At 74.3% G+C, this 24,285-nt stretch carries 23 protein-coding genes; 13 read left to right on the top strand and 10 right to left on the bottom strand.

Features of this window, described 5'->3' with window-relative positions; all coding sequences use genetic code 11:
• Positions 1 to 18: 18 nt before the first annotated feature.
• From RDI86_RS10685 to RDI86_RS10675, 3 genes are read right to left on the bottom strand one after another with little or no spacing between them, the layout of a single operon-like run.
• Positions 19 to 1,008: an SURF1 family protein gene (locus RDI86_RS10685; RefSeq protein ID WP_308821367.1), complete on the bottom strand. Its 990-nt coding sequence runs from the start codon at positions 1,006 to 1,008 to the stop codon at positions 19 to 21.
• Positions 1,005 to 1,253, bottom strand: coding sequence for a hypothetical protein (locus RDI86_RS10680; protein WP_009863594.1), 249 nt, complete (start codon positions 1,251 to 1,253; stop codon positions 1,005 to 1,007). The genes RDI86_RS10685 and RDI86_RS10680 overlap by 4 nt, the downstream gene beginning before the upstream one ends.
• A complete protein-coding gene (locus RDI86_RS10675) occupies positions 1,250 to 1,618 on the bottom strand; it encodes a DUF3099 domain-containing protein (RefSeq protein WP_074807059.1) in 369 nt (122 codons plus the stop codon). The genes RDI86_RS10680 and RDI86_RS10675 overlap by 4 nt, the downstream gene beginning before the upstream one ends.
• A 198-nt stretch (positions 1,619 to 1,816) precedes the next feature.
• Here RDI86_RS10675 and fabG point away from each other — a divergent pair, with 198 nt between their 5' ends.
• From fabG to RDI86_RS10660, 3 genes are all read left to right on the top strand, one after another.
• Positions 1,817 to 2,542 carry a 3-oxoacyl-ACP reductase FabG gene (fabG, locus tag RDI86_RS10670; protein WP_034655611.1) on the top strand — a complete coding sequence of 242 codons (726 nt, stop codon included), beginning with the start codon at positions 1,817 to 1,819 and terminating at the stop codon, positions 2,540 to 2,542.
• A gap of 122 nt (positions 2,543 to 2,664) precedes the next feature.
• On the top strand, positions 2,665 to 3,432 hold the full coding sequence (gene fabI, locus RDI86_RS10665) for an enoyl-ACP reductase FabI (RefSeq protein ID WP_021483251.1): 768 nt from the start codon (positions 2,665 to 2,667) through the stop codon (positions 3,430 to 3,432).
• On the top strand, positions 3,429 to 3,983 hold the full coding sequence (locus RDI86_RS10660) for a histidine phosphatase family protein (protein WP_086150613.1): 555 nt from the start codon (positions 3,429 to 3,431) through the stop codon (positions 3,981 to 3,983). Before fabI ends, RDI86_RS10660 begins: the two co-directional genes overlap by 4 nt.
• 70 nt (positions 3,984 to 4,053) lie before the next feature.
• On the opposite strand, the gene serB is transcribed toward RDI86_RS10660, so the two are convergent.
• Together serB and glgC are read right to left on the bottom strand one after the other, a co-directional pair.
• Positions 4,054 to 4,722, bottom strand: a complete 669-nt coding sequence (gene serB / locus RDI86_RS10655; RefSeq protein WP_308200522.1) for a phosphoserine phosphatase SerB — start codon at positions 4,720 to 4,722, stop codon at positions 4,054 to 4,056.
• Between the two features lie 86 nt (positions 4,723 to 4,808).
• Positions 4,809 to 6,050 (bottom strand): glucose-1-phosphate adenylyltransferase, encoded by a 1,242-nt coding sequence (gene glgC, locus RDI86_RS10650; RefSeq protein ID WP_021482660.1) that lies wholly within the window; start codon positions 6,048 to 6,050, stop codon positions 4,809 to 4,811.
• Between the two features lie 118 nt (positions 6,051 to 6,168).
• On the opposite strand from glgC, the gene glgA reads away from it, so the two are divergent.
• Together glgA and RDI86_RS10640 are read left to right on the top strand one after the other, a co-directional pair.
• A complete protein-coding gene (gene glgA / locus RDI86_RS10645; protein ID WP_076404988.1) occupies positions 6,169 to 7,380 on the top strand; it encodes a glycogen synthase in 1,212 nt (403 codons plus the stop codon).
• Entirely contained in the window at positions 7,377 to 7,859 is a 483-nt protein-coding gene (locus tag RDI86_RS10640; protein WP_308821366.1) for an SRPBCC domain-containing protein, read from the top strand. The genes glgA and RDI86_RS10640 overlap by 4 nt, the downstream gene beginning before the upstream one ends.
• Before the next feature lie 50 nt (positions 7,860 to 7,909).
• On the opposite strand, the gene RDI86_RS10635 is transcribed toward RDI86_RS10640, so the two are convergent.
• Positions 7,910 to 8,746, bottom strand: a complete 837-nt coding sequence (locus RDI86_RS10635) for a hypothetical protein (RefSeq protein WP_308821365.1) — start codon at positions 8,744 to 8,746, stop codon at positions 7,910 to 7,912.
• 27 nt (positions 8,747 to 8,773) lie between these two features.
• Here RDI86_RS10635 and RDI86_RS10630 point away from each other — a divergent pair, with 27 nt between their 5' ends.
• The 6 genes from RDI86_RS10630 to RDI86_RS10605 all read left to right on the top strand — a co-directional run bounded on the left by RDI86_RS10630 (position 8,774) and on the right by RDI86_RS10605 (position 16,360).
• The gene (locus RDI86_RS10630; protein WP_308821364.1) at positions 8,774 to 9,562 is read left to right on the top strand and encodes an ABC transporter ATP-binding protein; all 789 of its coding nucleotides are present in this window, start codon (positions 8,774 to 8,776) and stop codon (positions 9,560 to 9,562) included.
• A 73-nt stretch (positions 9,563 to 9,635) separates the two neighbouring features.
• Positions 9,636 to 10,106, top strand: coding sequence for an NfeD family protein (locus RDI86_RS10625; RefSeq protein ID WP_306303300.1), 471 nt, complete (start codon positions 9,636 to 9,638; stop codon positions 10,104 to 10,106).
• Positions 10,107 to 10,173: 67 nt separating this feature from the next.
• The gene (locus RDI86_RS10620) at positions 10,174 to 11,505 is read left to right on the top strand and encodes an SPFH domain-containing protein (RefSeq protein WP_061267369.1); all 1,332 of its coding nucleotides are present in this window, start codon (positions 10,174 to 10,176) and stop codon (positions 11,503 to 11,505) included.
• Between the two features lie 162 nt (positions 11,506 to 11,667).
• Positions 11,668 to 12,417, top strand: coding sequence for a helix-turn-helix domain-containing protein (locus RDI86_RS10615; protein WP_308821363.1), 750 nt, complete (start codon positions 11,668 to 11,670; stop codon positions 12,415 to 12,417).
• A gap of 113 nt (positions 12,418 to 12,530) precedes the next feature.
• Positions 12,531 to 14,264 (top strand): ABC transporter ATP-binding protein, encoded by a 1,734-nt coding sequence (locus tag RDI86_RS10610; RefSeq protein WP_021483161.1) that lies wholly within the window; start codon positions 12,531 to 12,533, stop codon positions 14,262 to 14,264.
• Positions 14,261 to 16,360: an ABC transporter ATP-binding protein gene (locus RDI86_RS10605; protein WP_374990530.1), complete on the top strand. Its 2,100-nt coding sequence runs from the start codon at positions 14,261 to 14,263 to the stop codon at positions 16,358 to 16,360. The genes RDI86_RS10610 and RDI86_RS10605 overlap by 4 nt, the downstream gene beginning before the upstream one ends.
• Positions 16,361 to 16,437: 77 nt before the next feature.
• Here RDI86_RS10605 and RDI86_RS10600 read toward each other — a convergent pair whose 3' ends face one another.
• From RDI86_RS10600 to RDI86_RS10590, 3 genes are all read right to left on the bottom strand, one after another.
• Positions 16,438 to 16,710 (bottom strand): metal-sensitive transcriptional regulator, encoded by a 273-nt coding sequence (locus RDI86_RS10600; protein WP_021482683.1) that lies wholly within the window; start codon positions 16,708 to 16,710, stop codon positions 16,438 to 16,440.
• Between the two features lie 262 nt (positions 16,711 to 16,972).
• Positions 16,973 to 17,332 carry a rhodanese-like domain-containing protein gene (locus RDI86_RS10595; RefSeq protein ID WP_076404703.1) on the bottom strand — a complete coding sequence of 120 codons (360 nt, stop codon included), beginning with the start codon at positions 17,330 to 17,332 and terminating at the stop codon, positions 16,973 to 16,975.
• Positions 17,329 to 19,095: an FAD-dependent oxidoreductase gene (locus RDI86_RS10590; protein WP_308821362.1), complete on the bottom strand. Its 1,767-nt coding sequence runs from the start codon at positions 19,093 to 19,095 to the stop codon at positions 17,329 to 17,331. The genes RDI86_RS10595 and RDI86_RS10590 overlap by 4 nt, the downstream gene beginning before the upstream one ends.
• Positions 19,096 to 19,346: 251 nt before the next feature.
• Here RDI86_RS10590 and RDI86_RS10585 point away from each other — a divergent pair, with 251 nt between their 5' ends.
• Both RDI86_RS10585 and RDI86_RS10580 read left to right on the top strand, forming a co-directional pair.
• Positions 19,347 to 20,300 (top strand): phosphodiester glycosidase family protein, encoded by a 954-nt coding sequence (locus RDI86_RS10585; protein ID WP_308821361.1) that lies wholly within the window; start codon positions 19,347 to 19,349, stop codon positions 20,298 to 20,300.
• On the top strand, positions 20,300 to 21,448 hold the full coding sequence (locus RDI86_RS10580; RefSeq protein ID WP_308821360.1) for a glycosyltransferase: 1,149 nt from the start codon (positions 20,300 to 20,302) through the stop codon (positions 21,446 to 21,448). The genes RDI86_RS10585 and RDI86_RS10580 overlap by 1 nt, the downstream gene beginning before the upstream one ends.
• On the opposite strand, the gene RDI86_RS10575 is transcribed toward RDI86_RS10580, so the two are convergent.
• Positions 21,372 to 24,263 carry a cation-transporting P-type ATPase gene (locus tag RDI86_RS10575; RefSeq protein ID WP_308821359.1) on the bottom strand — a complete coding sequence of 964 codons (2,892 nt, stop codon included), beginning with the start codon at positions 24,261 to 24,263 and terminating at the stop codon, positions 21,372 to 21,374. The genes RDI86_RS10580 and RDI86_RS10575 overlap by 77 nt on opposite strands.
• Between the last annotated feature and the right edge of the window lie 22 nt (positions 24,264 to 24,285).

Raw genomic sequence — 24,285 nt, 5'->3', positions numbered from 1 at the left:
TCGTCGCCGGGACCGGGCCTACCGCGGGGCGGGACCCTGCCGGGCGTCGAGCTGCGCGTCGATGAGCGCGTCCTCCTCGTCCTCGGCGCTCGGACGGCGCGAGCGCGGCTCCCGCCGGGCCCGCGCGGCGTCCGGGTCCTGGGCCGCGAGGAGGTCGCCGGCGGTGAGCGTGGTCTCCTCCCCGCGCGCGTCGCGCCGGTCGCGGCGCACGAGGAGCCAGAAGCCGGCGACCGCGCCGAGGGCGAACACCGCCCACTGGAATGCGTACGACAGGTGCGAGCCGGGGTCGGTGTCCGGCTTCGGCAGCGCCTCCAGGGTCTGCGCCGCGGGCGGCACCTCGGTGCGCAGCTGCCCGTAGGCCCCGACCGTGCGGCCCTCGGCCCAGCCGCCGCCGTCCGGGCCGGCGGCGAGGACCTGGTCCGTCGCGATGGCCTGCACCTGGCCCGCGGGCGCGTCCCGGCCCGACGGCGGCTCGTCGCCGCGCAGCGTCACGGTCGCCTCGACGTCGCCCGCGGGGGGCGGGGGCACGTCCCCGGGGGTGACGGCGTCGGTCCCCAGCGGCACGAACCCGCGGTCCACGACGACGACGAGCCCGTCCGGGGCGGACGGCGTGGGGTTCGTCACGAACGGGACGAGCACGTGGAAGCCGGCGCTGCCGCCCACCGGACGGTTGCGCAGCAGGACCGTGGCGTCGGTCTCGTAGCGGCCCTCGAGGGTCACCGGCCGCCAGAGGTCGGCCTCGTCGAGCTCAGCGCCCGGGACGGGCAGCACGTCGTCCACCGGGACCGGGTCCGACGTGTAGTTCGCCTCGATGCGCTCGATCTCCGCGTCGCGCGAGACGTAGCGGTTCCACTGCCAGCGGCCCGCGACGAGGCACAGCGCGACGAGGACGAGGACCCCGACCGCGAGCGTCGCCCACTGGCGCGGGGTGCGCGGCTGGTGGGCGTCCGCGGTGGCGCGCTGCGGCGTCGGGCCCGCGGGGACCTGCGGTGGTGCGGCCTGCGTCACGGGGCCGCCCGGCGCTCGAGCTCGTCGACCGGCACCGTCGAGCGCCAGAACGAGCGGGCGCCGAGGAACGTCTCCAGGTGCTCCCGGTGCGCGTCGCACGCGAGCCACACCTTGCGCCGCTCGGGCGTGTGGATCTTGGGGTTGTTCCACAGCAGGCCCCACGCGGCGGCCTCCTGGCAGCCCTTGGCGCTGCACACCAGCTCGTCCTCGCCGACAGGGTCGGCGAGGCCCAGGACGTCGGTCACCGGCGGTCCTCCTCGTCGTCGTGCGGCTCGCGGGGCTCGGCGCCCGCGATGCCGTGGCTCCCGGGCGCACCCGCCGTGGGCAGCGCGCGGTGCTCCATGGGGGAGGTGTCGTAGTGCGCCTGGTCGCGGCCCGCGTTGGCGACGAGCACCGCGCTGTACGGCAGCACGACCGCGCCGACGGCGAGGACCCACGTCACCCAGCTGCCCTGCGCCAGGATGGCGCCGAAGATGCACACGAGCCGGATGCCCATCTGGATCAGGTACTTGCGCTCCCGGCGCGCCTGGTCCGCGGCGAGCGGTTCCGGTGCGGCGGTGATGCTCGGGACCGCCTCGGCCGACCTCCGGGCGGCGCGTCGTGTGGTCACCCGTCCAGTCTACGTTTGTCGGGACCCCACAAAGTGTGGGGGAACGGTGTGACCTGGGCGCACCGCGCACCGCAGGGCCCGCGCACGGTACGGTCGGTGCGGCGCCGTCGCGCCGGGCCCGGCAGGGCCCACCCGGCACCGGCCGTGCGGGACCCGTCCCCGGCCGCCGACCCACCCGACCGTCCCGAGGAGCCGCACGTGTCCGAAGCCACCGCCCCCGCCCCGCGCACCGTCGTCGTCACCGGCGCGAACCGGGGCATCGGCCGTGCCATCGCCGAGCGCTTCGTCGCGAACGGCGACCGCGTCGCGACCGTCTACCGCGGCGGTGACCTGCCCGAGGGCGTCTTCGGCGCCGTGGCGGACATCACCGACACCGCCGCCGTCGACGCCGCGTTCTCCGAGATCGAGAAGGAGCTCGGCCCGGTCGAGGTGCTCGTCGCGAACGCGGGCGTCACGCACGACCAGCTCCTGCTGCGGATGACCGACGAGGACTTCGAGTCCGTGATCGACGTCAACCTCACGGGCACGTTCCGCTGCGTGCGCCGGGTGACGAAGGGCATGATCCGGCTGCGCCGCGGGCGCATCGTGCTCGTGTCGTCCGTGATCGGCCTCTACGGCGGCGCGGGCCAGGTCAACTACGCCGCCTCGAAGGCCGCGCTCGTGGGCATGGCGCGCTCGATCACGCGCGAGCTCGGGTCGCGCAACATCACGGCGAACGTCGTGGCGCCCGGGTTCATCGACACCGCGATGACCGCCGAGCTCCCCGAGGAGCGCCAGGCCGCGTACAAGTCCGCCATCCCCGCGGGCCGGTTCGCCCAGGCGGACGAGGTCGCCGGGGTCGTGCAGTTCCTCGCGTCCGACGACGCGGCGTACGTCTCGGGGGCCGTGATCCCCGTCGACGGCGGCCTCGGCATGGGCCACTGAACGCACCCCGCGGCGCCACCGGCGCCGGCTCCGCGGCGCCGTCACCGACGCGCCCGCCCCACCTCTCTTTCAGTACGCTCGCCTCAGCGCGCCCACAGCGGGCGCACGACGGAAGGAAACCGATGGGTCTGCTCGACGGCAAGAAGCTCCTCGTCACGGGAGTGCTCACCGACTCCTCGATCGCGTTCCACGCGGCGCGGCTCGCGCAGGAGGAGGGTGCCGAGGTCGTGCTCTCCTCGTTCGGCCGCCAGATGAAGCTCACGCAGGCCTTCGCGAAGCGCCTGCCGGTCGAGGCGCCCGTCGTGCAGCTCGACGTCACGAACGACGACGACCTCGCCGGCCTCGCGGACGCGGTGCGCGAGCACACGGACCGCCTCGACGGCGTCGTGCACTCCATCGGCTTCGCGCCGCAGAGCGTCATGGGTGGCAACTTCCTCTCCGGCACCTGGGAGGACGTGGCGACCGCGCTCCAGGTCTCGACGTTCTCCTACAAGTCGCTCGCGGTCGCGGCGAAGCCGCTCATGACCGACGGCGGCGCCGTCGTCGGCCTCACGTTCGACGCGCAGTTCGCCTGGCCGGTCTACGACTGGATGGGCGTCGCGAAGGCGGGCCTCGAGTCCGCGAACCGCTACCTCGCGCGCGACCTCGGCCCCGACGGCATCCGGGCCAACCTGGTCTCCGCGGGCCCGATCCGCACCACGGCGGCGAAGTCCATCCCGGGCTTCGCGCAGATGGAGGACGCCTGGCCGAACCGGGCGCCCCTCGGCTGGGACCAGACGACGGCGGAGCCCGCCGCGCGCGCGGTCGTCGCGCTCCTGTCCGACTGGTTCCCGGCGACGACCGGCGAGATCGTGCACGTCGACGGCGGCGTGCACGCCATGGGGCAGTGACCGCGGAGGAGCGCAACGGCGCGCAGACCCCCGACGGCGGCACGCGCCGCCTCGTCCTGCTGCGCCACGCGAAGGCCGAGCCCGGCGGCGGGAGCGTCGACGACGTGCTGCGCCCCCTCGCGCTGAACGGCCGCCGGCAGGCGGTGCGTGTCGGCGCTGCGCTGCGCGAGACGGGGCTCGTCCCCGAGCGCGTGCTGTGCTCCTCGGCGCTGCGCACGCGTCAGACGTGGGAGCTCCTGTCGGCGCACCTGGGCGACGTCGAGCCCGACGTGCTCGTGAGCGACGGCCTCTACGCGGCCGACGTCGCCGACGTCCTGGACCTCCTGCGCACCACGGACCCGCGCGTCCGCACGCTGCTCGTCGTCGGGCACGAGCCCACGATGGCGGCCACCGCGTCGTACCTGGCGGACCCGGCGTCCGACGGCGGCGCGCTCGCCCAGGTGCGCGTCGGCGTGCCGACCGCGACGTACTCGGTGCTGGAGTCCGGGGCGTCGTGGGACGCGTGGGAGCCGCAGGCCGCCCTGCTGACCTACGTGGGCCGCCCGTCCTGACCCGGTCCCGTCCCCCACGCACGACGGAGCCCTGGCACCCCACGGTGCCAGGGCTCTCGCGTGTCCGGCGTCAGCGCGCGGCGTCGACCTGGTCGACGACCGCGAGCACCGCGTCGAGACGCGGTCCGTCGACGCCATAGGGCGCCTGCTCGCGCACGACGGGCTTGGCCGCGAAGGCGATGCCGACGCCCGCGGCGCCGATCATGTCGAGGTCGTTCGCGCCGTCTCCCACGGCGATCGTCGCGCTCATCGGCAGGTCGAGCTCGGCCGCGAACTCGCGCAGCGCGGCCTCCTTCGCCGCGCGGTCGACCACCGGCCCGGTCGTGCGGCCCGTGAGCCTCCCGCCGGACACCTCGAGCCGGTTCGCGCGGAAGCGCGTGATGCCGAGCTCGGCCGCGAGCCCGGCCACGACCTCCTCGAAGCCGCCCGAGACGAGCGCGACCTCCCAGCCGCGGCGTCGGGCCTCGGTGACGAGCTCGCGGACGCCGGGGGTGAAGGTCGCGCGCTCGCGGACGTCGTCGAACGCCTCGACGGGCACGCCCGCGAGGGTCGCCACGCGCTCGCGCAGCGAGGCGCCGAAGTCGATCTCGCCGCGCATCGCGCGCTCGGTCACCGCGGCGACCTCCCCGCGCGTGCCGGCGTGGTCGGCGAGGAGCTCGATGACCTCCTGCTCGATGAGCGTCGAGTCGACGTCCATGACGAGGAGCCGCACGGGGGCGCTCGGCGGGTCGGGGGTCACGCGAGGGCTCCTCGGGCTGGCGGTCGCGGGCGGGGCAGGGCTCGGCGCGGCGTCGGGCACGTGCACGACGCCGGTCGGGGAAGGCGTCACTCGACGACCGTCCCCTTGGGGACGACCGTGATCCCGGACTCGGTGACCGTGAAGCCGCGCGCGCGGTCCTGCTCCGGGTCGAGGCCGATGCGGGCCTGCTCCCCGACGACGACGTTCTTGTCGATGATCGCGCGGTGCACCTGCGCGTGGCGGTGCACCTGCACGCCGTCCATGAGCACGGAGTCCGAGACGGACGACCACGAGTGCAGGTAGGTGCCGGGCGACAGGACGGAGCCGACCGCCGTCGCGCCCGAGATGATCACGCCGGGGGAGACGATCGAGTCCGCGGCGTGGCCCAGGCGGCCGCGCCCGGCGTGCACGAACTTCGCGGGCGGCAGACCGGTGTAGCCGGTGTGCAGCGGCCACTCCTCGTTGTAGAGGTTGAAGACCGGCGTGACGGCGATGAGGTCCTTGTTCGCGTCGTAGTACGAGTCGATCGTCCCCACGTCGCGCCAGTAGTCGCGGTCACGGTCGGTCGAGCCCGGCACGTCGTTGCGGATGAAGTCGTAGACCGCCGCGGTGCCCTTCTCGACGAAGGCGGGCACGATGTCGCCGCCCATGTCGTGGCGGGAGTCCGCGTTCGCGGCGTCGGACGTGACGGCCTCGATCAGCGCGTCGGTGTCGATGACGTAGTTGCCCATCGAGGCGAGCACCTCGTCCGGGGAGTCGGCGAGGCCCACCGGGTCCGACGGCTTCTCGCGGAACGCGGCGATCTTCGTCGGGTCCTTCGGGTCGGTCTCGATGACGCCGAACTGGTCCGCCATCGAGATCGGCTGGCGGATGCCCGCGACGGTGAGCTGCGCGCCGGACTCGACGTGCGCGTCGACCATCTGGGAGAAGTCCATGCGGTACACGTGGTCCGCCCCCACGACGACGACGATGTCCGGACGCTCGTCGTCGATGATGTTGAGGCACTGGTAGATCGCGTCCGCGCTGCCGAGGTACCAGTGCTTGCCGACGCGCTGCTGCGCGGGCACCGGAGCGACGTAGTTGCCGAGCAGCGACGACATGCGCCACGTCTTCGTGATGTGCCGGTCGAGGCTGTGCGACTTGTACTGCGTGAGCACGATGATGTGCAGGTAGTGCGAGTTCACGAGGTTGGACAGCGCGAAGTCGACCAGGCGGTAGATGCCCCCGAACGGCACCGCGGGCTTGGCCCGCGAGGCGGTGAGCGGCATGAGGCGCTTGCCCTCGCCCCCGGCGAGGACGATGGCGAGGACTCGGGGTGCGGCGGCCATGCCCAGACGGTAGCCCCTCGGGGCGGGACCACGCAGCAGGACCCGCATCCTGGGCGCGGGTCGCGTCGGCCCCGCCCACCGGGGGTCCGCGGCGGGCGACTCGGCTACGGTGTGGCGCGTGAGAGTCGACCTCCTGACCCGTGAGTACCCGCCGCACGTCTACGGCGGGGCCGGCGTGCACGTCGCCGAGCTGTCCGCGGTGCTGCGGCGCCACGTCGACGTGCGCGTGCGCTGCTTCGACGGCCCGCGCGGCGACGACGGCGTGACCGGCTACTCCGTGCCCGGCGTCCTGTCCGGGGCGAACGCCGCGCTCGGCACGTTCGGCGTCGACCTGCAGATGGCCGACGACGTCGCGGGCGCCGACCTCGTGCACTCGCACACCTGGTACGCGAACCTCGGGGGCCACCTCGCGGGGCTGCTGCACGGCGTCCCGCACGTGCTGTCCGCGCACTCGCTCGAGCCGCTGCGGCCGTGGAAGGCGGAGCAGCTCGGCGGAGGGTACGCGCTGTCGTCGTGGGCGGAGCGCACCGCCTACGAGGGCGCGGCGGGGATCGTCGCGGTCTCCGGCGGGATGCGCGACGACATCCTGCGCGTCTACCCGCAGGTCGACCCGGCGAAGGTGCACGTCGTGCACAACGGGATCGACCTCGACGGCTGGCGCCGCCCCGAGCCCGGCGTGCAGCAGGACGTCGCCGACCGCGTCGTGCGCGACCTGGGGATCGACCCCGGGCGGCCCGCCGTGGTGTTCGTCGGGCGGATCACGCGCCAGAAGGGGCTGCCGTACCTGCTCCGGGCCGCGCGCTCGCTGCCCGACGACGTCCAGCTCGTCCTGTGCGCGGGCGCCCCCGACACCCCGGAGATCGCCGCGGAGGTCAGCGGCGCCGTCGCCGAGCTCCAGACAGAGCGCAGCGGGGTCGTCTGGATCGAGCAGATGCTGCCGCGCGCCGAGCTCGTCGCGGTGCTCGCCGCGTCGACCGTCTTCGTCTGCCCGTCCGTTTACGAGCCGCTCGGCATCGTCAACCTCGAGGCGATGGCCGTCGGGCTGCCCGTCGTCGGGACCGCCACGGGCGGCATCCCCGAGGTCGTGGACGACGGCGTCACCGGCCTCCTCGTGCCGATCGACCAGGCGGACGACGGCACGGGCACGCCGCTCGACCCCGACCGCTTCGTCGCCGACCTCGCCGCCGCCCTCACGCAGGTCGTGAGCGACCCCGAGCGGGCCGCCGCCATGGGCCGCGCGGCGCGGCAGCGCGTCGAGGACCACTTCGCGTGGGACGCGATCGGCGAGCGCACGCTCGAGGTCTACCGGACGGTGCTGGGGCAGTCGTGAGCACCGCGGGGAGCGACCGGGTCGACGAGGCGTCGCGCCTCGTCGCCGCCGCGCCCCGCGCCGTGTACCGCGCGCTCGTCGACCAGGACGCGCTCGCGACCTGGCTCCCGCCCGACGGCATGACGGGGAGCTTCGAGCGCTTCGACCTGCGCCCCGGCGGCGGCTACCGCATGGTCCTCGCCTACGACGACCCGCAGGCCGACCCCGGGAAGACGGGCGAGGGGACCGACGTCGTCGACGTCGCGGTCCTCGACCTCGTCCCGGGCCGGAGCGTCGTGCAGCGGGTCGTCTTCGCTGCGGACGACCCGGCGTTCGCCGGGACCATGACGATGACGTGGACCGTCGAGCCGCTCGGGGACGGCGCGCGCGTCACGGTCCGCGCGACGGGCGTGCCGTCGGGGATCTCCCCGGCGGACCACGCCGCCGGGATGGCGTCCTCGCTCGCCCACCTCGACGCGTACGTGACGTCGCGCGCCTGACGGTCGACGCCGCGCGGACCGGGCCAGGCGGTGGCGGTCCGTGGACCGGGTCAGGTCGTGGCGGTCCAGAACGTGGCGGCGCCCACGGCGTGGCGGGACGCGCGGTCGACCTCGCGCAGCGCCGTCGAGCGCTGGTCGGCCTGCCAGAGGTTGACGGCCCCGCCGTCGTCGGCGGTCGCGAGGTCGACGATCGCGCGCAGGCGCACGGCCTGCACGAGGACCTGGACGGCGCGCGGCGGGACGCCGGGCGGGAGCTGCCACGTCGGGGCGCCGCCCGCGCGCAGGTCGGCGATGGTGCCCGCGGCGTCGTCGCGCCACCGGGCGACGTCGAGCTCGTCGAGGGCGCGCGTGGCCAGCAGCAGCGCCGTGCGCAGGTCGCGCTCCGCCTCGGGGAGCGACCCGACGGCGCCGAGCACGCGCGCGCTCCACGGCCCGACCTGCGTGACGTGCCACAGGACGAGGTGGCCCGGCTCCAGGTCGCTGCCGAACTCCGTGACCTCGGGCACGAGCGCCCACGACCCGGACGACGTCGTGACCACGACGCACTCGCCCGCGTCCGTCGCGCGTGCGGCGGCCTCGGGCGGGACGCCCGACACGTCGCCGGGGACGGGTGCGAGAGCGACGACCTCGCGCGCGTCGCCGGCCCACGCGCCCGCGAGGTCCGCGAGCCGGACGTCGCCGAGCGCCCCGGACACCACGTGCGGCTCGTCGTCGCGCTCCACGGCGCGCACGAGGCGGGCGGTCCCGTCGTCGTCGCCGAGGCGCGCGGCGCGCAGCCAGAGCGCGAGCAGGGCGCTGCGGGGGAGGGCGCCCGCGCTCGACGCGGAGCCGGGGCCCGGGGCGGGCTGGGGGGCGTCGTGCGGACCCCCGGACGAGTGTGAGACCACGACGGCCAACCTATAGGGTCGGTGACCATGAGCGCGGTTCTCGACCTGAAGGGCGTCACCGTCCGACGCCACCCCAAGACCATCCTCGACGCGGTGGACTGGCAGGTGAACGAGGGCGAGCGGTGGGTCGTGCTGGGCCGCAACGGCGCCGGCAAGACGACGCTCCTGCAGATCGCGTCCGCACGCATGCACCCCACGGCCGGCACGGCCGACGTCCTCGGCGAGCGGCTCGGCCGCGTCGACGTGTTCGAGCTGCGCCCGCGCGTCGGGCTCGCGTCCGCGGCCCTGGCCGACCGCATCCCCGGCGACGAGACCGTGCGCGACGTCGTGCTCACCGCCGCCTACGGCGTCACCGGCCGGTGGCGCGAGGAGTACGAGGAGTTCGACGCGCAGCGCGCGGACGACCTGCTCGCCGCGTTCGGCGTCGACCACCTCGCGGACCGCACCTTCGGCACGCTGTCCGAGGGGGAGCGCAAGCGCACGCAGATCGCGCGCGCCCTCATGACGGACCCGGAGCTCCTGCTGCTCGACGAGCCCGCCGCGGGCCTCGACCTCGGGGGCCGGGAGGAGCTCGTGGGCGCGCTCGCGGAGCTCGCCGGACACCCGGCGTCGCCGGTCCTCGTGCTCGTCACGCACCACGTCGAGGAGATCCCGCCGGGCTTCACGCACGTCCTGCTGCTCAAGGACGGCGTCGTGCACACCGCCGGCCCGATCCGCGAGGTGCTCACCGCGGAGAACCTCAGCGACGCGTTCGGCGTGCCGCTGCTCGTCGCGCACGGCGGCGGCCGGTGGATGGCGCGCGCCGCGCGGGCGTGACCTCCGCGCGCGGCAAGCGCCCGGGGCGTGCACCGCGGGCGGAAATTCGGTAAAGTACACGTAAAGCGCGCACGTGGGAACGGGGGTCGAGATGGACTGGCTGTGGTGGGTCGGAGCGGCACTGCTCCTCGGTCTCGTGGAGATCATCTCGCTCGACCTCGTGCTCATCATGCTCGCCGGGGGATCGCTCGCCGCGGCCGGCGTCAACGCCGCCGGCGGGCCGCTCTGGCTCCAGATCGTCGCGTTCGCGGTCGTGAGCGTCATCCTGCTGCTCACGCTGCGCCCGTGGCTCCTGCGGCACCTGCGCTCGCGCGTCCCGCTCACGGAGACGAACGTCGCGGCGCACGTCGGCCGCACGGCGCTCGCCGTCGACCGCGTGAGCGAGTTCGGCGGCCGCGTGAAGCTCGTCGGCGAGGTCTGGACCGCGCGGACCGAGCCCGACGCGCCGCAGATCCCCGTGGGCACGGAGGTGCGCGTCGTCCGGATCGACGGTGCGACGGCCGTCGTCGCGCCGCTGCCCGCCCAGCACCCCACCGGGTCGTGACCAGCCGGCACACCCGCACCGCGCCGCCGGGCGACCGGTCGCGCGACCGACGACCAGGAGGCAGTCGATGAACGACCCCAGTCCCGGAACGATCCTCGCGTACGTCGTCCTCGCGCTGATCCTGATCTTCGTGATCGTCGCGCTCGTCAAGGCGGTGCGCATCGTGCCGCAGGCGGTCGCGATCATCGTCGAGCGCCTGGGCCGGTACTCGCGCACGCTCGAGCCGGGCCTGCACCTCCTGGTGCCGTTCATCGACCGCGTCCGCGCCTCGGTGGACCTGCGCGAGCAGGTCGTGTCGTTCCCGCCGCAGCCGGTCATCACGTCCGACAACCTCGTGGTGAGCATCGACACGGTGATCTACTTCCAGGTCACCGAGCCGAAGTCCGCGGTCTACGAGATCGCGAACTACATCACCGCGATCGAGCAGCTCACCGTCACGACCCTGCGCAACGTCATCGGCTCGATGGACCTCGAGCAGACGCTCACGAGCCGCGACCAGATCAACGGCCAGCTCCGCGGCGTCCTCGACGAGGCGACCGGCCGCTGGGGCATCCGCGTGAACCGCGTCGAGCTCAAGTCGATCGACCCGCCCCCCAGCGTGCAGGGCTCGATGGAGCAGCAGATGCGCGCCGAGCGTGACCGCCGCGCCGCGATCCTCACCGCGGAGGGTGTCAAGCAGTCGCAGATCCTCACGGCAGAGGGTGAGAAGCAGGCGGCGATCCTCCGGGCCGAGGGTGACGCGCAGTCCCAGATCCTCCGGGCCGAGGGCGAGGCGCGCGCGATCCTCCAGGTCTTCGACGCCATCCACGAGGGCGACGCGGACCCGAAGCTGCTCGCCTACCAGTACCTCCAGATGCTCCCGCAGATCGCGAACGGCACGGCGAGCAAGCTGTGGGTCGTGCCGACGGAGTTCACCGCGGCGCTCGGCTCGATCGCCAAGGGATTCGGCGGCGTGCCGGGGATCGACGGCGGAGGAGTGCCGAGCGGGGGCCCCGCCGAGGACGCGGAGGCGGCCGAGGCGAGCGCCGAGGCGCGTCGCGAGCGCGACCGCGACCGCGTGAGGTTCGGCGTCCCGTCGCTGACCGACCCCGCCGAGGCCCTGGCCGAGGCGCGGCGTCAGGCGGAGGCCGCGACCGCGGACGCGACGAGCTCGGGCACCCGGTCCGGCCTGCCGTTCGACCCGCAGACCGAGCGGGGCCAGCACCCGGGCGGCCCCGGCGAGCACCACGCGGCCGCGCCGGAGCCCGGGACCGCCACGCCGCGTCCGCTGGGCGGGCCGTCGCAGTACGCGCCGCCGCCTCCGCAGCCGATCGTCGAGGACGCGCCGACCACGGACGAGCCCCCGCGCGACGAGCCGCCCGCCGGCGGCCCGCCGCCGTCCTTCTCGCCGCGGCACTGACGGGGCGCCACCGCGCAGCCCGAGCGGCCGCGGCGGCCCCGGCCACGCACGACGACGCCCCTGCGCCCACCCGGTTGCGGGGGCGTCGTCGTGCCGCGCGCGGGAGGTTCGCCGGGAGCGGACGACCTTGAGAGTGAGTGCTCACTCAGTTACCGTCGAGGCGTGGTCCCCGTCTCCGTGCCCTCGGACGCCCCGCCCGACGCTCCTCTCGACGCGCCCTCGGGCGCGCGGTCCGAGGCGTCCGCCACGGAGCGCACCCGCGCACGGCCGCTCTCGCGCGAGGAGCGCCGCGACGCGATCGCCGCCGCGACGATCCCGCTGCTCGTCCAGCACGGCGCCGCCGTGACGACGCGCCAGATCGCCGACGCCGCGGGCGTCGCGGAGGGCACGCTGTTCCGCGCGTTCGCGGACAAGGACGAGATCCTGCACGCCGCGGTCGTGCGCTCGCTCGACCCGGCGCCCGCCGTCGCCGCGATCGGCACGCTCCCGGACGACGACGGCCTGCGCCCGCTCGTCGTGAGCATCGTCGAGTTCCTGCTCGAGGCGCAGCGCGTCGGGATGCGGATCTTCGCCGCGGCGCACCAGGTGCTCGACCCGCACCGCGCGACGGCGGACCGCGCCGAGGCCGTGCGCCGGATGCGGGCCGGGGGCAGCCGGGACGCTCGTCGGGCCGGGTTCGACGCCCGGGAGCGCTCGGCGCGCGAGATCGTCGCGGCGATCGAGAGCAAGCTCGCGGCGCACCGGACGCAGCTGCGCGTGGACCCGGCGCTGGCCGCGCGGGCGCTGTTCTCGCTCGTCTTCGGAAACGCCTTGCCGCACCTCTCGGGCGGTGACAGGCTCGACGCCGTGCAGCTCGCCGACCTCATCCTCGGCGGCATCGGGGCGGACGTCACGACCGACCCGTCGCCCTGACCGGCGGCCCGTCCACGACGCGCGCGCACCCTCGCCCGGTGCCGCCCGCCCCGCGCACCCGCGTCCCGCGGCTCGCGCCCTCGTCCCGCAGCCCCCTCCCGGACAGGAAGCCCATGCTCGTCAGCCTCTTGCGGACGCGACTGCGTCCCTACCGGACGCCTATCGTCGTCCTCCTCGTGCTCCAGCTCCTCGCGACGCTCGCGTCGCTCTACCTGCCGAGCCTCAACGCCGACATCATCGACCAGGGCGTCACGCAGGGCGACACCGCCTACATCATGCGGACCGGCGGCCTCATGCTCCTCGTGAGCCTGGGCCAGGTCGTGTGCGCGGTCGCGGCCGTCTACTTCGGCGCGCGGGTCGCCATGTCGTTCGGCCGCGACGTGCGCGCCGGGCTGTTCACCAACGTGCAGCGCTTCTCGGCCCAGGAGATGGGCCAGTTCGGGGCGCCGTCCCTCATCACCCGCACGACGAACGACGTGCAGCAGGTGCAGATGCTCGTGCTGCTCTCGCTGACCATCATGGTCATGGCGCCGATCATGCTGGTCGGCGGCGTCGTCATGGCGCTGCAGGAGAACGTCGAGCTCTCCGGCCTGCTGCTCGTCATCGTGCCGGTCCTCGGGGTGAGCGTCGGGCTCATCATCTGGCGGATGGTCCCCTACTTCCGGCAGATGCAGAAGAAGATCGACGGCATCAATGCCGTGCTGCGCGAGCAGATCACCGGCATCCGCGTGATCCGCGCGTTCGTGCGCGAGCGTCGCGAGGCCGAGCGGTTCGACGTCGCGAACGACGCCCTGTTCGACGTCTCGCTCAAGGCGGGCAAGCTCATGGCGCTCATGTTCCCGACGGTCATGCTCGTCATGAACGCGTCGAGCATCGCGGTGCTGTGGTTCGGCGGGCGCCAGATCGACGCCGGCGACATGGAGGTCGGCGCGCTCACCGCGTTCCTGTCGTACCTCATGTACATCCTCATGGCCGTGATGATGTCGACGATGATGTTCATGATGGTGCCGCGCGCGGCCGTCTCCGCGGAGCGCATCACCGACGTCATGCAGACCCGCGCGACGGTCGTCGAGCCCGAGCGGCCGGTCGCCCTCACCACGCGGACGGGCCGTGTCGAGCTCGACGGCGTCGAGTTCCGCTACCCGGGGGCCGAGGAGCCCGTGCTCCACGACGTGTCGTTCGTCGCCGAGCCCGGGCGGACGACGGCGATCATCGGCTCGACCGGCTCCGGCAAAACCACGCTGCTCAACCTCGTCCCGCGGCTGTTCGACGTGACGGGCGGCGCCGTGCGGATCGACGGGACCGACGTGCGCGACCTCACCGGCGCAGACCTCGGCTCCCTCCTCGGCCTCGTGCCGCAGAAGGCCTACCTGTTCTCCGGGACGGTCGCCGACAACCTCCGCTACGGCCGACCGGACGCCACCGAGGAGCAGATGTGGGAGGCCCTCGAGGTGGCGCAGGCGCGCGACTTCGTCGAGGCGCTCGACGGCGGCCTCGACGCACCGGTCGCGCAGGGCGGCACGAACTTCTCGGGCGGGCAGCGTCAGCGGCTCGCCATCGCCCGCGCGATCGTGCGCGACCCGGCGGTCTACCTGTTCGACGACTCGTTCTCCGCGCTCGACTACGCGACGGACGCCCGCCTGCGCGCGGCGCTCGCGCCCCGCACCCGGCGCTCGACCGTGATCGTCGTGGCGCAGCGCGTCGCGACGATCCGGGGCGCCGACCAGATCCTCGTGCTCGACCACGGCCGCATCGTCGGTCGCGGCACGCACGCCGAGCTCCTCGAGTCCAACGAGACGTACCAGGAGATCGTCTACTCCCAGCTCTCGATCGAGGAGGCAGCATGAGCGGCGAGCAGGACGCCTCGCGCACGCCCGCGACGTCGGGCGACGGCACTCCCGAGACCGGCGCACCCGCGGCGGCCGGCGGGCGCGACGTCGCCGCGACCCGGCTCGCGGGCCGACCCCGCGGTGGCGGCGGGCACGGCCCCATGGGCGGCATGGGCGTCCCCGGGGAGAAGGCGCTCGACTTCAAGGGCTCCTTGCGCCGGTTCGTGGGATCGCTGCGCCCCGAGCGCGTGCCGATCGTCGCCGTCGTGATCCTCGGCGTGGTGTCCGTGGCGCTCGCGGTCGCCGGCCCGAAGCTCCTCGGCAACGCGACGAACATCATCTTCGCGGGCGTGGTCGGCTCGCAGCTCCCGGCCGGCGTCACCCAGCAGCAGGCCGTCGAGGCGCTGCGGGCGCAGGGCCAGGACCAGGTCGCCGACCTCGTCTCGGGCGTACCGGGGCTCGTGCCGGGAGAGGGCATCGACTTCACCGCGCTCGCGACCGTGCTCGCGTGGGTGCTCGCCGTGTACGTCGGCTCGTTCCTCTTCGGCTGGCTCCAGGGGCGCATCACGGCGATCGTCGTGCAGCGCACGGTCTACCGGCTGCGGGGCGAGGTGCAGGCCAAGCTGGCGCGCCTGCCGCTGTCGTACTTCGACCGCAACGCGCGCGGCGAGATCCTCTCGCGCGTGACGAACGACATCGACAACATCTCCCAGACGCTCACCCAGACGCTGTCGCAGCTCGTGACGTCGGTGCTCACGGTGGTGGGCGTGCTGGGCGTGATGTTCTGGATCTCGCCGCTGCTCGCGGTCGTCGCGCTCGTGACCGTGCCGCTGTCCGTCCTGGTCACGGCGCAGATCGCGAAGCGCTCCCAGCCGCAGTTCATCCGGCAGTGGGCCGCGACGGGCCGCCTCAACGCGCACATCGAGGAGATGTACACCGGCCACACGCTCGTCAAGGTGTACGGCCACCAGCAGGCCGCGATCGACGACTTCGAGCGGGAGAACGCGGCGCTCTACGACGCGAGCTTCCGCGCGCAGTTCATCTCGGGCACCATCCAGCCCGCGATGGGCTTCCTCGCGAACCTCAACTACGTGATCGTCGCGGTCGTGGGCGGCCTGCGGGTCGCGTCGGGCACGATGACCCTCGGTGACGTGCAGGCGTTCATCCAGTACTCGCGGCAGTTCACGCAGCCCATCACTCAGATCGCGTCGATGATGAACCTGCTCCAGTCGGGCGTCGCGTCGGCGGAGCGCGTGTACGACCTGCTCGACGCGCAGGAGCAGACGCCGGACCCGTCGCCCGCGAAGACGGTCGAGCCGGTGCGCGGCCGCGTCGCGTTCGAGGACGTCTCGTTCTCCTACGACCCGGACGTCCCGCTCATCGAGCACCTCGACCTCGTGGTGGAGCCGGGGCAGACGATCGCGATCGTCGGGCCGACGGGTGCGGGCAAGACGACGCTCGTCAACCTGCTCATGCGGTTCTACGACGTGGACGGGGGCCGGATCACGCTCGACGGCGTGGACACGCGGGACATGACGCGCGACGACCTGCGCTCCGACATCGGGATGGTCCTGCAGGACACGTGGCTGTTCCAGGGCACGATCGAGGAGAACCTGCGCTACGGCGTCCGCGACGGTCGCACCGTGGACGACGAGGCGTTCCTCGCCGCGACGCGCGCGACGCACGTCGACCCGTTCGTGCGCACGCTGCCCGACGGGTACGCCACGGTGATCGACGACGAGGGCTCGAGCGTGAGCGCGGGGGAGAAGCAGCTCCTCACCATCGCGCGTGCCTTCCTCGCCGACCCGGCGATCCTCGTGCTCGACGAGGCGACGAGCTCCGTCGACACGCGCACGGAGGTGCTCGTGCAGCAGGCGATGAACGCGCTGCGCGAGGGCCGCACGTCGTTCGTCATCGCGCACCGCCTGTCGACGATCCGCGACGCGGACACGATCCTCGTCATGGAGCACGGCTCGATCGTCGAGCAGGGGTCCCACGACGAGCTGCTCGCGGCCGGCGGCGCGTACGCCCGGCTGTACGAGAGCCAGTTCGCGGCGCCGCTCGACGCCGAGGCGGAGGACCCGGAGGGCGTGGGCGCTCCCGCGGGACGCTGACACGCCGCGGCCCGCACCACGCCCACCCCGAGGGGTGAGGCGAGGTGCGGGCCGCGTGCGTCCCGGTGCCGTCGCGCTCAGGCGAGCGAGAGGAAGAGCTTCTCGAGCTTGGCCACGTCGAGCGTCGGGTCCTCGCCGTCCTCGGTCGGCTCGGTGAGGCACTGGCGCATGCCGGACGCGATGATCGCGAACCCGGCCCGGTCCAGGGCGCGCGAGACGGCGGAGAGCTGCGTGACGACGTCCTCGCAGTCCCGCCCTTCGTCGAGCATGCGCACGACGGCCGCGAGCTGGCCCTGGGCGCGCTTGAGCCGGTTGGCGACCTTGCTCATGTCGGTGGGGTCGAGCTCCACGGTCGTCCTCCTGCGTTCGTCGGTGTTCTTGTCGGTGGTCGTCGCGGCGCGCCTGGTCAGGCGCAGGTGCAGCGCTGCTCGGGCGGCACCTCGGCCATGACCTCGTCGGCGTGCATGCCGCAGCCGGTCCAGGTGGTCTTGCCGCAGGTGCGGCACAGGGCGGGACTGCACATGGTGGGTCTCCTCGGGTGTGGGGGTCGATCGGGGGTGCGAGGGTCGGGGCTCGGCGGGGCCGGGGCGGCCCGTGCGTGGTGGCGCAGGATCAGCGTCGCACGGCTCCGCCCGCGGCCTGCCACGCGCCGAGCCCGCCGGACAGGCTCGTCGCGGCGTAGCCGAGCGAGCGGAGCTGGCGCGCCGCGGTGCGCGAGCGCATCCCCGACGCGCACACGACGACGACGGTCGCGCCGTCCTTCAGCCGCCGCGGCGCGGCGGAGGGGACGTCGGCGAGCGGCACGTGCACGGCCTGGGGCGCGTGCCCGGCGCGCCACTCGTCGCGCTCGCGCACGTCGAGGAGCGTCGCGCCGTCGCGGACGAGCTGCACCGCGGTGGCGGCGTCGACGGTCGGGCGCACGCCGCCGTCGTCGGACGAGCGGGAGAACAGACGGCGGAGACGGTCGATCATGCGGGGACTCCTTCGAGGGTGCGCGCGGCGCGCGGCGTGGTGGTCAGGGTGAGCCAGCCGCCGGAGAGGTTGCGCGCGTCGAGCCCGGCGGCGAGCAGGACACGGGTCGCGAGGTAGGAGCGCACACCGCTCGCGCAGTGCACGGCGACCGGGCGCCCCGCCGCGGCGGCGCGCACCTCGTCGAGCCGTTCGCGCAGCTCGGTGTGCGGCACGTTGAGGGCGCCGTCGAGGTGGCCGCCGGCGTGCTCGGCGCGCGACCGGACGTCGAGCACGAGGGAGGTCGCGACGACCTCGTCGAGGTCGGCCGCGTGCCACTGCGGCATGGTGCCGTCGAGCACGTTCTGGGCGACGAAGCCCAGCATGTTGACGACGTCCTTGGCGGCGCCGTAGGGCGGGGCGTACGCGAGCTCGAGCTCCGCGAGGTCGTCGGCCGTGAGCCCGGCGCGCAGCGCGGTCGCGAGCACGTCGATGCGCTTGTCCACCCCCGCGCGGCCCACGGCCTGCGCGCCGAGCAGGCGGCCGTCGGGCGCGAAGCTCGCCGTCACGTGGACCGGCTCGGCGCCGGGGAACCAGCCCGCGTGGTGGGCCGCGTGGACGCGGACCTGCTCGTGGGCGACGTCGGCCGCCGCCAGGGTCGCGTGGCTCGGCCCGGTCACGGCGGCGGTGAGGCCGAACACGCGCACGATCGCCGTCCCGAGCACGGGCGCCTGCGGTGTGGTGCGGTGCCCGGTCATCGCGTCCGCGGCGCGCCGCCCTTGGCGGTTGGCCGGGCCGGCGAGCGGGACGGGGCCTGTCGCGCCGGTGACCGCGTGCACGACCTCGACGGCGTCGCCGACGGCCCACACGTGCGGGTCGGACGTGCGCTGGTCGGCGTCGACGCGGATCGCTCCGCGCTCGCCGAGCGCGAGCCCGGCCGCCGCCGCGAGGTCGCTCGCGGGCCGCACCCCGACGCTCACGAGCACCACGTCGGCGTCGAGGACGGTGCCGTCCGCGAGCTCGAGCGCGACGGCGTGGTCCGCGCCCTCGGGCTGCGGCACGACGGCGCTCGCGGAGGTCCCGAGGTGGAGACCGACGCCGTGGTCGCGGAGCTCGTCCGCGAGCAGCGGCGCGAGGTCGGGCTCCAGCGGCGGGAGCACCTGGTCGGCGCGCTCGACGACGTCGACCGTGAGACCGCGGCCGACGAGCGCCTCCACGGCCTCGAGCCCGATGAAGCCCGCGCCGACGACGACGGCCCGCAGCGGGGCCGTGCGGCCAGCGACGACCTCCGCCTCGAGCTGCGCGAGCCGGGCCGCCAGGGCGTCGAGGTCCGCCATGGTCCGCAGCGTGTGCACGGCCGGGTGGTCGAGGCCCGCGACGGGCGGGAGGACGGTGGTCGCGCCGGGCGCGAGGAGGAGCGCGTCGTAACCGAGCTCGTACGTGCCGTCCTCGGCGGCGACGGTGACCGTGCGCGCCGCGCGGTCGACCGCGGTGACGCGGTGGCGCGTCCGCACGTCGAGGTCGAGGCTCGCGCGGAGCGAGGCGGGCGTGTGCAGCAGGAGGGCGTCGCGCTCCGCGATCTCGCCCGCCACCTGGTACGGCAGGCCGCAGCCCGCGAACGAGACGTGGTCGGACTGCTCGAGCACGATGATCGACGCGCGCTCGTCGAGACGGCGGGCGCGCGCGGCGGCGCTCATGCCGCCCGCGACGCCGCCGACGACGACGATGCGGCGGGCGCCGTCGGGGTCGGACGGGTGGGTCGTCGAGCCGGGGGTCGAGGGGATCATGCTCTGACGATACCCCCCGGGGTATCGGTCGACGCAAGCCGACGGGCTGAGAGGTCGGTCACGGGACGCCCCGGGCGCCGCGCGGCCGCTCACAGCGGACGGACAGCCGTGGCATCCGGACAGCACACGCCCGCTCCGTAGACACGGCCCATGAGCACCCCTGCCCCGCACCCCGCCCCTCCCGCCTCGTCCCCGCCGCCCGTGTCCCGACGCCGACGACGGTGGCGTGCCGCGATCGTCACGGCCTTGCCGTGCTGCTCCCGCTGGGTGGCGCCACGGCGTGGGCGCTGGACCGGTTCGTCGTCGAGCACGTCGAGATCGCCGACGTGTCGGCGTACGAGGCCTCGCAGGGTCTCGACGCGAGCGGGGCGTCGGGCCAGGGGGCGACCGCGGACGACGGCGCGGGCGCCTCGACCGGGACCTCGGCGGGCACCTCCGCGGGCACCGGGACGGTCGACGGCGACACGTACACGTCCGACAGCACGAGCATCACGGTCTCCCGGGTGACCACCGGGTCGGGGGACGACACCCTGACGTACTACGTGGCCGACGTCGTGCTCTCCGACATGACGGACCTGCGCTCCGCGTTCGCGCAGGACGCGTTCGGCACGAACATCACGGAGACGACGTCGGACATCGCTGCCGACAACGGCGCCGTCCTCGCGGTCAACGGCGACTACTACGGGTTCCGTGACACCGGCATCGTCATCCGCAACGGCGTCGTGTACCGGGACGAGGGCGCGCGCGAGGGCCTCGCGATCTACCGCGACGGCCACGTCGAGGTCTACGACGAGACGACGACGGACGCGCAGAGCCTCGTCGACGCCGGGGTGTGGAACACGCTGTCGTTCGGGCCCGCGCTCGTCGAGGACGGCGAGGTCGTGGCCGGGATCGACGACGTCGAGGTCGACACGAACGTCGGGAACCACTCGATCCAGGGCGAGCAGCCGCGCACGGCGATCGGGGTCGTCGACGAGAACCACCTCGTCCTCGTCGTCGTGGACGGCCGTCAGGAGGGCTACTCGCGCGGCGCGACGACGACCGAGCTCGCCGGGATCCTGCAGGACCTCGGCGCGACGACCGCCTACAACATCGACGGCGGCGGGTCCTCGACCCTCTGGTTCGACGGCGAGGTCGTCAACAGCCCGTCGCAGGGTCGTGAGCGGGGCACGTCCGACGTCCTCTACGTCGCGGACGGTGCCTGATGGCCGCCGCGACCACGCGCGAGCAGCCCGCGGACCCGGCGACGAGCGTCGCGCGGACCGCCGTCGTGGTGCCTGCGTACCAGCCCGACGCGTGGCTCGTCGCACTCGTCGACGCGCTGCGGGCGGCCGTCCCCGAGTCCCCGGTCGTGGTGGTCGACGACGGCAGCGACCGGCGGTGCGGGGGAGTGTTCCGCGCGGTGCGGGCGCTGGGCGCCGTGGTGCTCACCGTCCCGGTGAACCGTGGGAAGGGCTACGCGCTGCGGACCGGGATCCGGTGGGTGCGCGACCGGCTGCCCGGCCGCGGCGTGGTGTGCGCCGACGCGGACGGGCAGCACACCGTGGTCGACGTGCTGCGGGTCGCTGCGCGCTCGCAGGCCGAGCCCGAGGCCGTCGTGCTCGGCGCGCGGCGCTTCGCGGGCGACGTGCCGGTGCGCAGCCGCATCGGCAACGCCGCGACCCGCTGGGCGTTCGCCGCGACGACCGGCACGCGTGTCCGGGACACCCAGACCGGGCTGCGCGCCTACGGGCCGGGCCTGCTCGGCGACCTCCTCGCCGTGCGCGGGGACCGGTACGAGTACGAGCTGCGCGCGCTCCTCGAGGCGACCCGCACGGGCCGCCGGATCGTCGAGGTGGACGTCGCGACGGTGTACCTCGACGACAACGCGTCCTCGCACTTCCGGCCCGTCGCCGACTCGCTGCGCGTGTGGGCGCCGCTGCTGCGGTTCGCGGCGTCGTCGCTCGGTTCGGCCGCGGTCGACGTCGTCGCGCTGCTCGCGCTGCACGCGGTCACCGGGTCGCTCCTCGCGGCCGTGGTGGGCGCGCGCCTGCTCAGCGCGGGCGTGAACTTCGCCGTGAACCGCCGCCTGGTGTTCCCGGGCGGGCGCGATCTCCCGCTGCGCGTCGCGGCGGCCCGGTACGTGGCGCTCGCGGCCGTGCTGCTCGCGGCGAGCTACGGGCTGCTCGCGCTGCTGACCGGGATCGGCCTGCCGCTCCTCGCGGCCAAGGTCGGCACCGACGCCGTGCTCGTCGCGACGAGCTACGAGGTGCAACGGCGCGTGGTGTTCGCGCCTCTCAGCGCTGAACGGCGTCCCGCTCGACGAGGGCGGGCACGTGGTCGCGCGCCGTCCAGCGCCGGCCGACCCACTTGATGACCTCGACGAGCAGGAAGACGACGAGCGCGAGCCCGAGCGTCTTGCCCCACTCCGCGAGCGCGATGGGCGCCGAGTCGAACCACGAGTGCATGAACGGCGCGTAGACGAAGACGGCCTGCAGCGCGAGCAGCGTCGCCGCCGAGACCCAGACCACCCGGTTGCCGCGCAGCACGTCGAGCGTGAGGCTCGACCGGTCGAGGAACCGGCAGTTGAACAGGTAGGCGAGCTGGCCCAGCGCGAGCATCGTGACCGCCGTCGTCTGCGCCTCGGCGAGCGGGACGCCCTGCGCCCGCTCGACGTAGAACAGCAGGATGGTCGCGCCGCCGATGAGGAGCGACACGAGCAGGATGCGGCGCACGTACGCGCCGTCGAGGATCGACGCCTTCGGGTCGCGCGGGGCGCGGCGCATGACGTCGGGCTCCGCCTTCTCGTACGCGAGCGCGAGCGACAGCGTGACCGCGGTGATCATGTTGATCCACAGCACCTGGACCGGCTGGAGCGGCAGGGTGAGGCCGAACAGGACCGCGACGAGGATGACGAGCGACTGCGCGCCGTTGGTCGGGAGCAGGAACAGGACGGACTTGCGGATGTTGTCGTAGATCCGCCGGCCCTCCTTGACGGCCCGCTCGATGGTCGCGAAGTTGTCGTCGGCGAGCACGACCTCCGCGGCCTCCTTGGTCGCCTCGGTGCCCTTGATGCCCATCGCGACGCCGACGTCCGCCTGGGTGAGCGCGGGGGCGTCGTTGACGCCGTCGCCCGTCATCGCGACGACCTCGCCGTGCGACTGGAGCGCGGACACGATCCGGATCTTGTGCTCGGGGCTCGTTCGCGCGTACACGTCGACGTCGCGCACCACCTGGCGCAGCTTCTCCGTGCTCATCTCCTCGAGCTCGGGGCCGGTGAGCACGGCCGGCGCGGACGAGCCGTCGTGGGCGTCGACGATGCCCATCTCGCGGCCGATCGCGAGCGCGGTTCCCGCGTGGTCGCCGGTGATCATCTTCACGCGGATGCCCGCGTCGCGGCACTCGGCGATGGCCTCGATCGCCTCGGGGCGCGGCGGGTCCACGATGCCGACGAGCCCGCACAGCTCCAGGCCGTCCGCGACGTCGGCGACGTCGAGGTCCGCCGTGTCGTCGGTGGTCGGGCGTCGCGCGGCCGCCAGCACGCGCAGACCCTGCCCGCCGAGCGCGTCGATCTGCGCGTCCCAGAACGAGCGGTCGAGCGGCTCGCTGCCGCCGTCCGGGCCGAGCTGGGTCGCGCAGCGGTCGAGGACGCGGTCCGGTGCGCCCTTGACGTGCACGTGCAGGCCGCCGTCGGGGTCGGCGTCGAGCGTCGCCATGAACTTGTTCTCGGACTCGAACGGCACGACGGCGACGCGCCGCCACCCCGTCGGGTCGACGCCGGCCTTCATGCCGAGCGTGCGCAGCGCGCCCTCCGTCGGCTCGCCGACGAGCCGCCATCCGTCGGTGTCCTCGCCGTCGGGCACGATCCGCGCGTCGTTGCACAGCATCATGACCGTCGCGAGGGCCGCGAGGTCGCGGTCGTCGGCGAGGTCCGCGTGCCGGGTGCCCGACGCCGGTCCCTCGCCCGCGCCGTCCACCTCGCCGGGTGCGCCGGTCGCCCCGGGGCGGGGTGCGTCGTCGGGCACGGTCACGTCTCCCACGGGCGCGTACCCCGCGCCTGCGACCGCGAACGTGCGCCCGCTCGTGCGGACCGTGCGCGCCGTCATCTCGTTCTTGGTGAGCGTGCCGGTCTTGTCCGAGCAGATCGTGGTCACCGAGCCGAGCGTCTCGACCGCGGGGAGCTTGCGCGTGATCGCGCGACGCCGGGCCATCTGCTGCACCCCGAGCGCGAGGGTGATCGTCACGAGCGCGGGCAGGCCCTCCGGCACCGCGGCGACCGCGAAGCCGATGGACGCCGAGATGAGCTCCGGGACGGTGAAGTCGTGGAAGACGCGGCCGATGATCACCATGACGACGGCCATCGCGAGGATGAGCACCGCGAGCAGCTTGCCGAACCGGTCGAGCTGGCGCGTCAACGGCGTCGCGAGGCTGCGGACCTCGGAGATCATCGTCTGGATCCGGCCGATCTCGGTCGCCGTCCCGGTCGCGGTGACGACGCCCACGCCCTGTCCGGCGGCCACGAGCGTGCTCGAGAAGAGCATGCTCGACCGGTCGCCCACGCCCGCGTCCGCACCGACGGCGTCGACCTTTTTCGCCGCGGCCACCGACTCCCCGGTGAGCGCCGACTCCTCGACGCGCAGGTTCGTCGCCTGGATCAGCCGCACGTCCGCGGGCACGCGGTCGCCCGAACGCACGCGCACGACGTCGCCGGGCACCACGTCGTCGGCGTCCACGCGGGCCCACGCACCGTCGCGCCGCACCTCGGCGTTGACTGACAGCATGTTCCGGATGCCCTCGAGCGCGCTCTCCGCGCGCCCCTCCTGGATGAACCCGATCGCCGCGTTGATCACCGCGACCGCGAGGATCACCGTGAAGTCGACCCAGTCGCCGAGGATCGCCTTGAGCACCGCCGAGACGAGCAGGATGTAGATGAGGATGTCGTCGAAGTGGACGAGGATCCGCTTCCACAGCGGGTCGCGCTGCGGCGGCGGCAGCCGGTTGGGCCCCACCTCTGTGAGCCGCGTCGCGGCGTCGGCGCTGGAGAGGCCGCCCGCGTCCGTGCCGAGCTCGGCGAGGACGGCGTCGGGCGGGCGCGACCACGGCGCGTCGAGCGAGCGTTCGGTCGCGCTCGCCGAGGTCGAGGAGGCCGCCGAGGCGGGGGTCGGTGCAGCGTCCGGCGCGGATCCCATGCCCCTATTCGACCCCCGATGC

This window comes from Cellulosimicrobium sp. XJ-DQ-B-000 (assembly GCF_031119065.1).
Lineage (GTDB): Bacteria > Actinomycetota > Actinomycetes > Actinomycetales > Cellulomonadaceae > Cellulosimicrobium > Cellulosimicrobium funkei.
The sequence above is the reverse complement of the archived record's forward strand: the minus strand, read 5'-3'. Positions and strand labels throughout refer to the sequence as shown.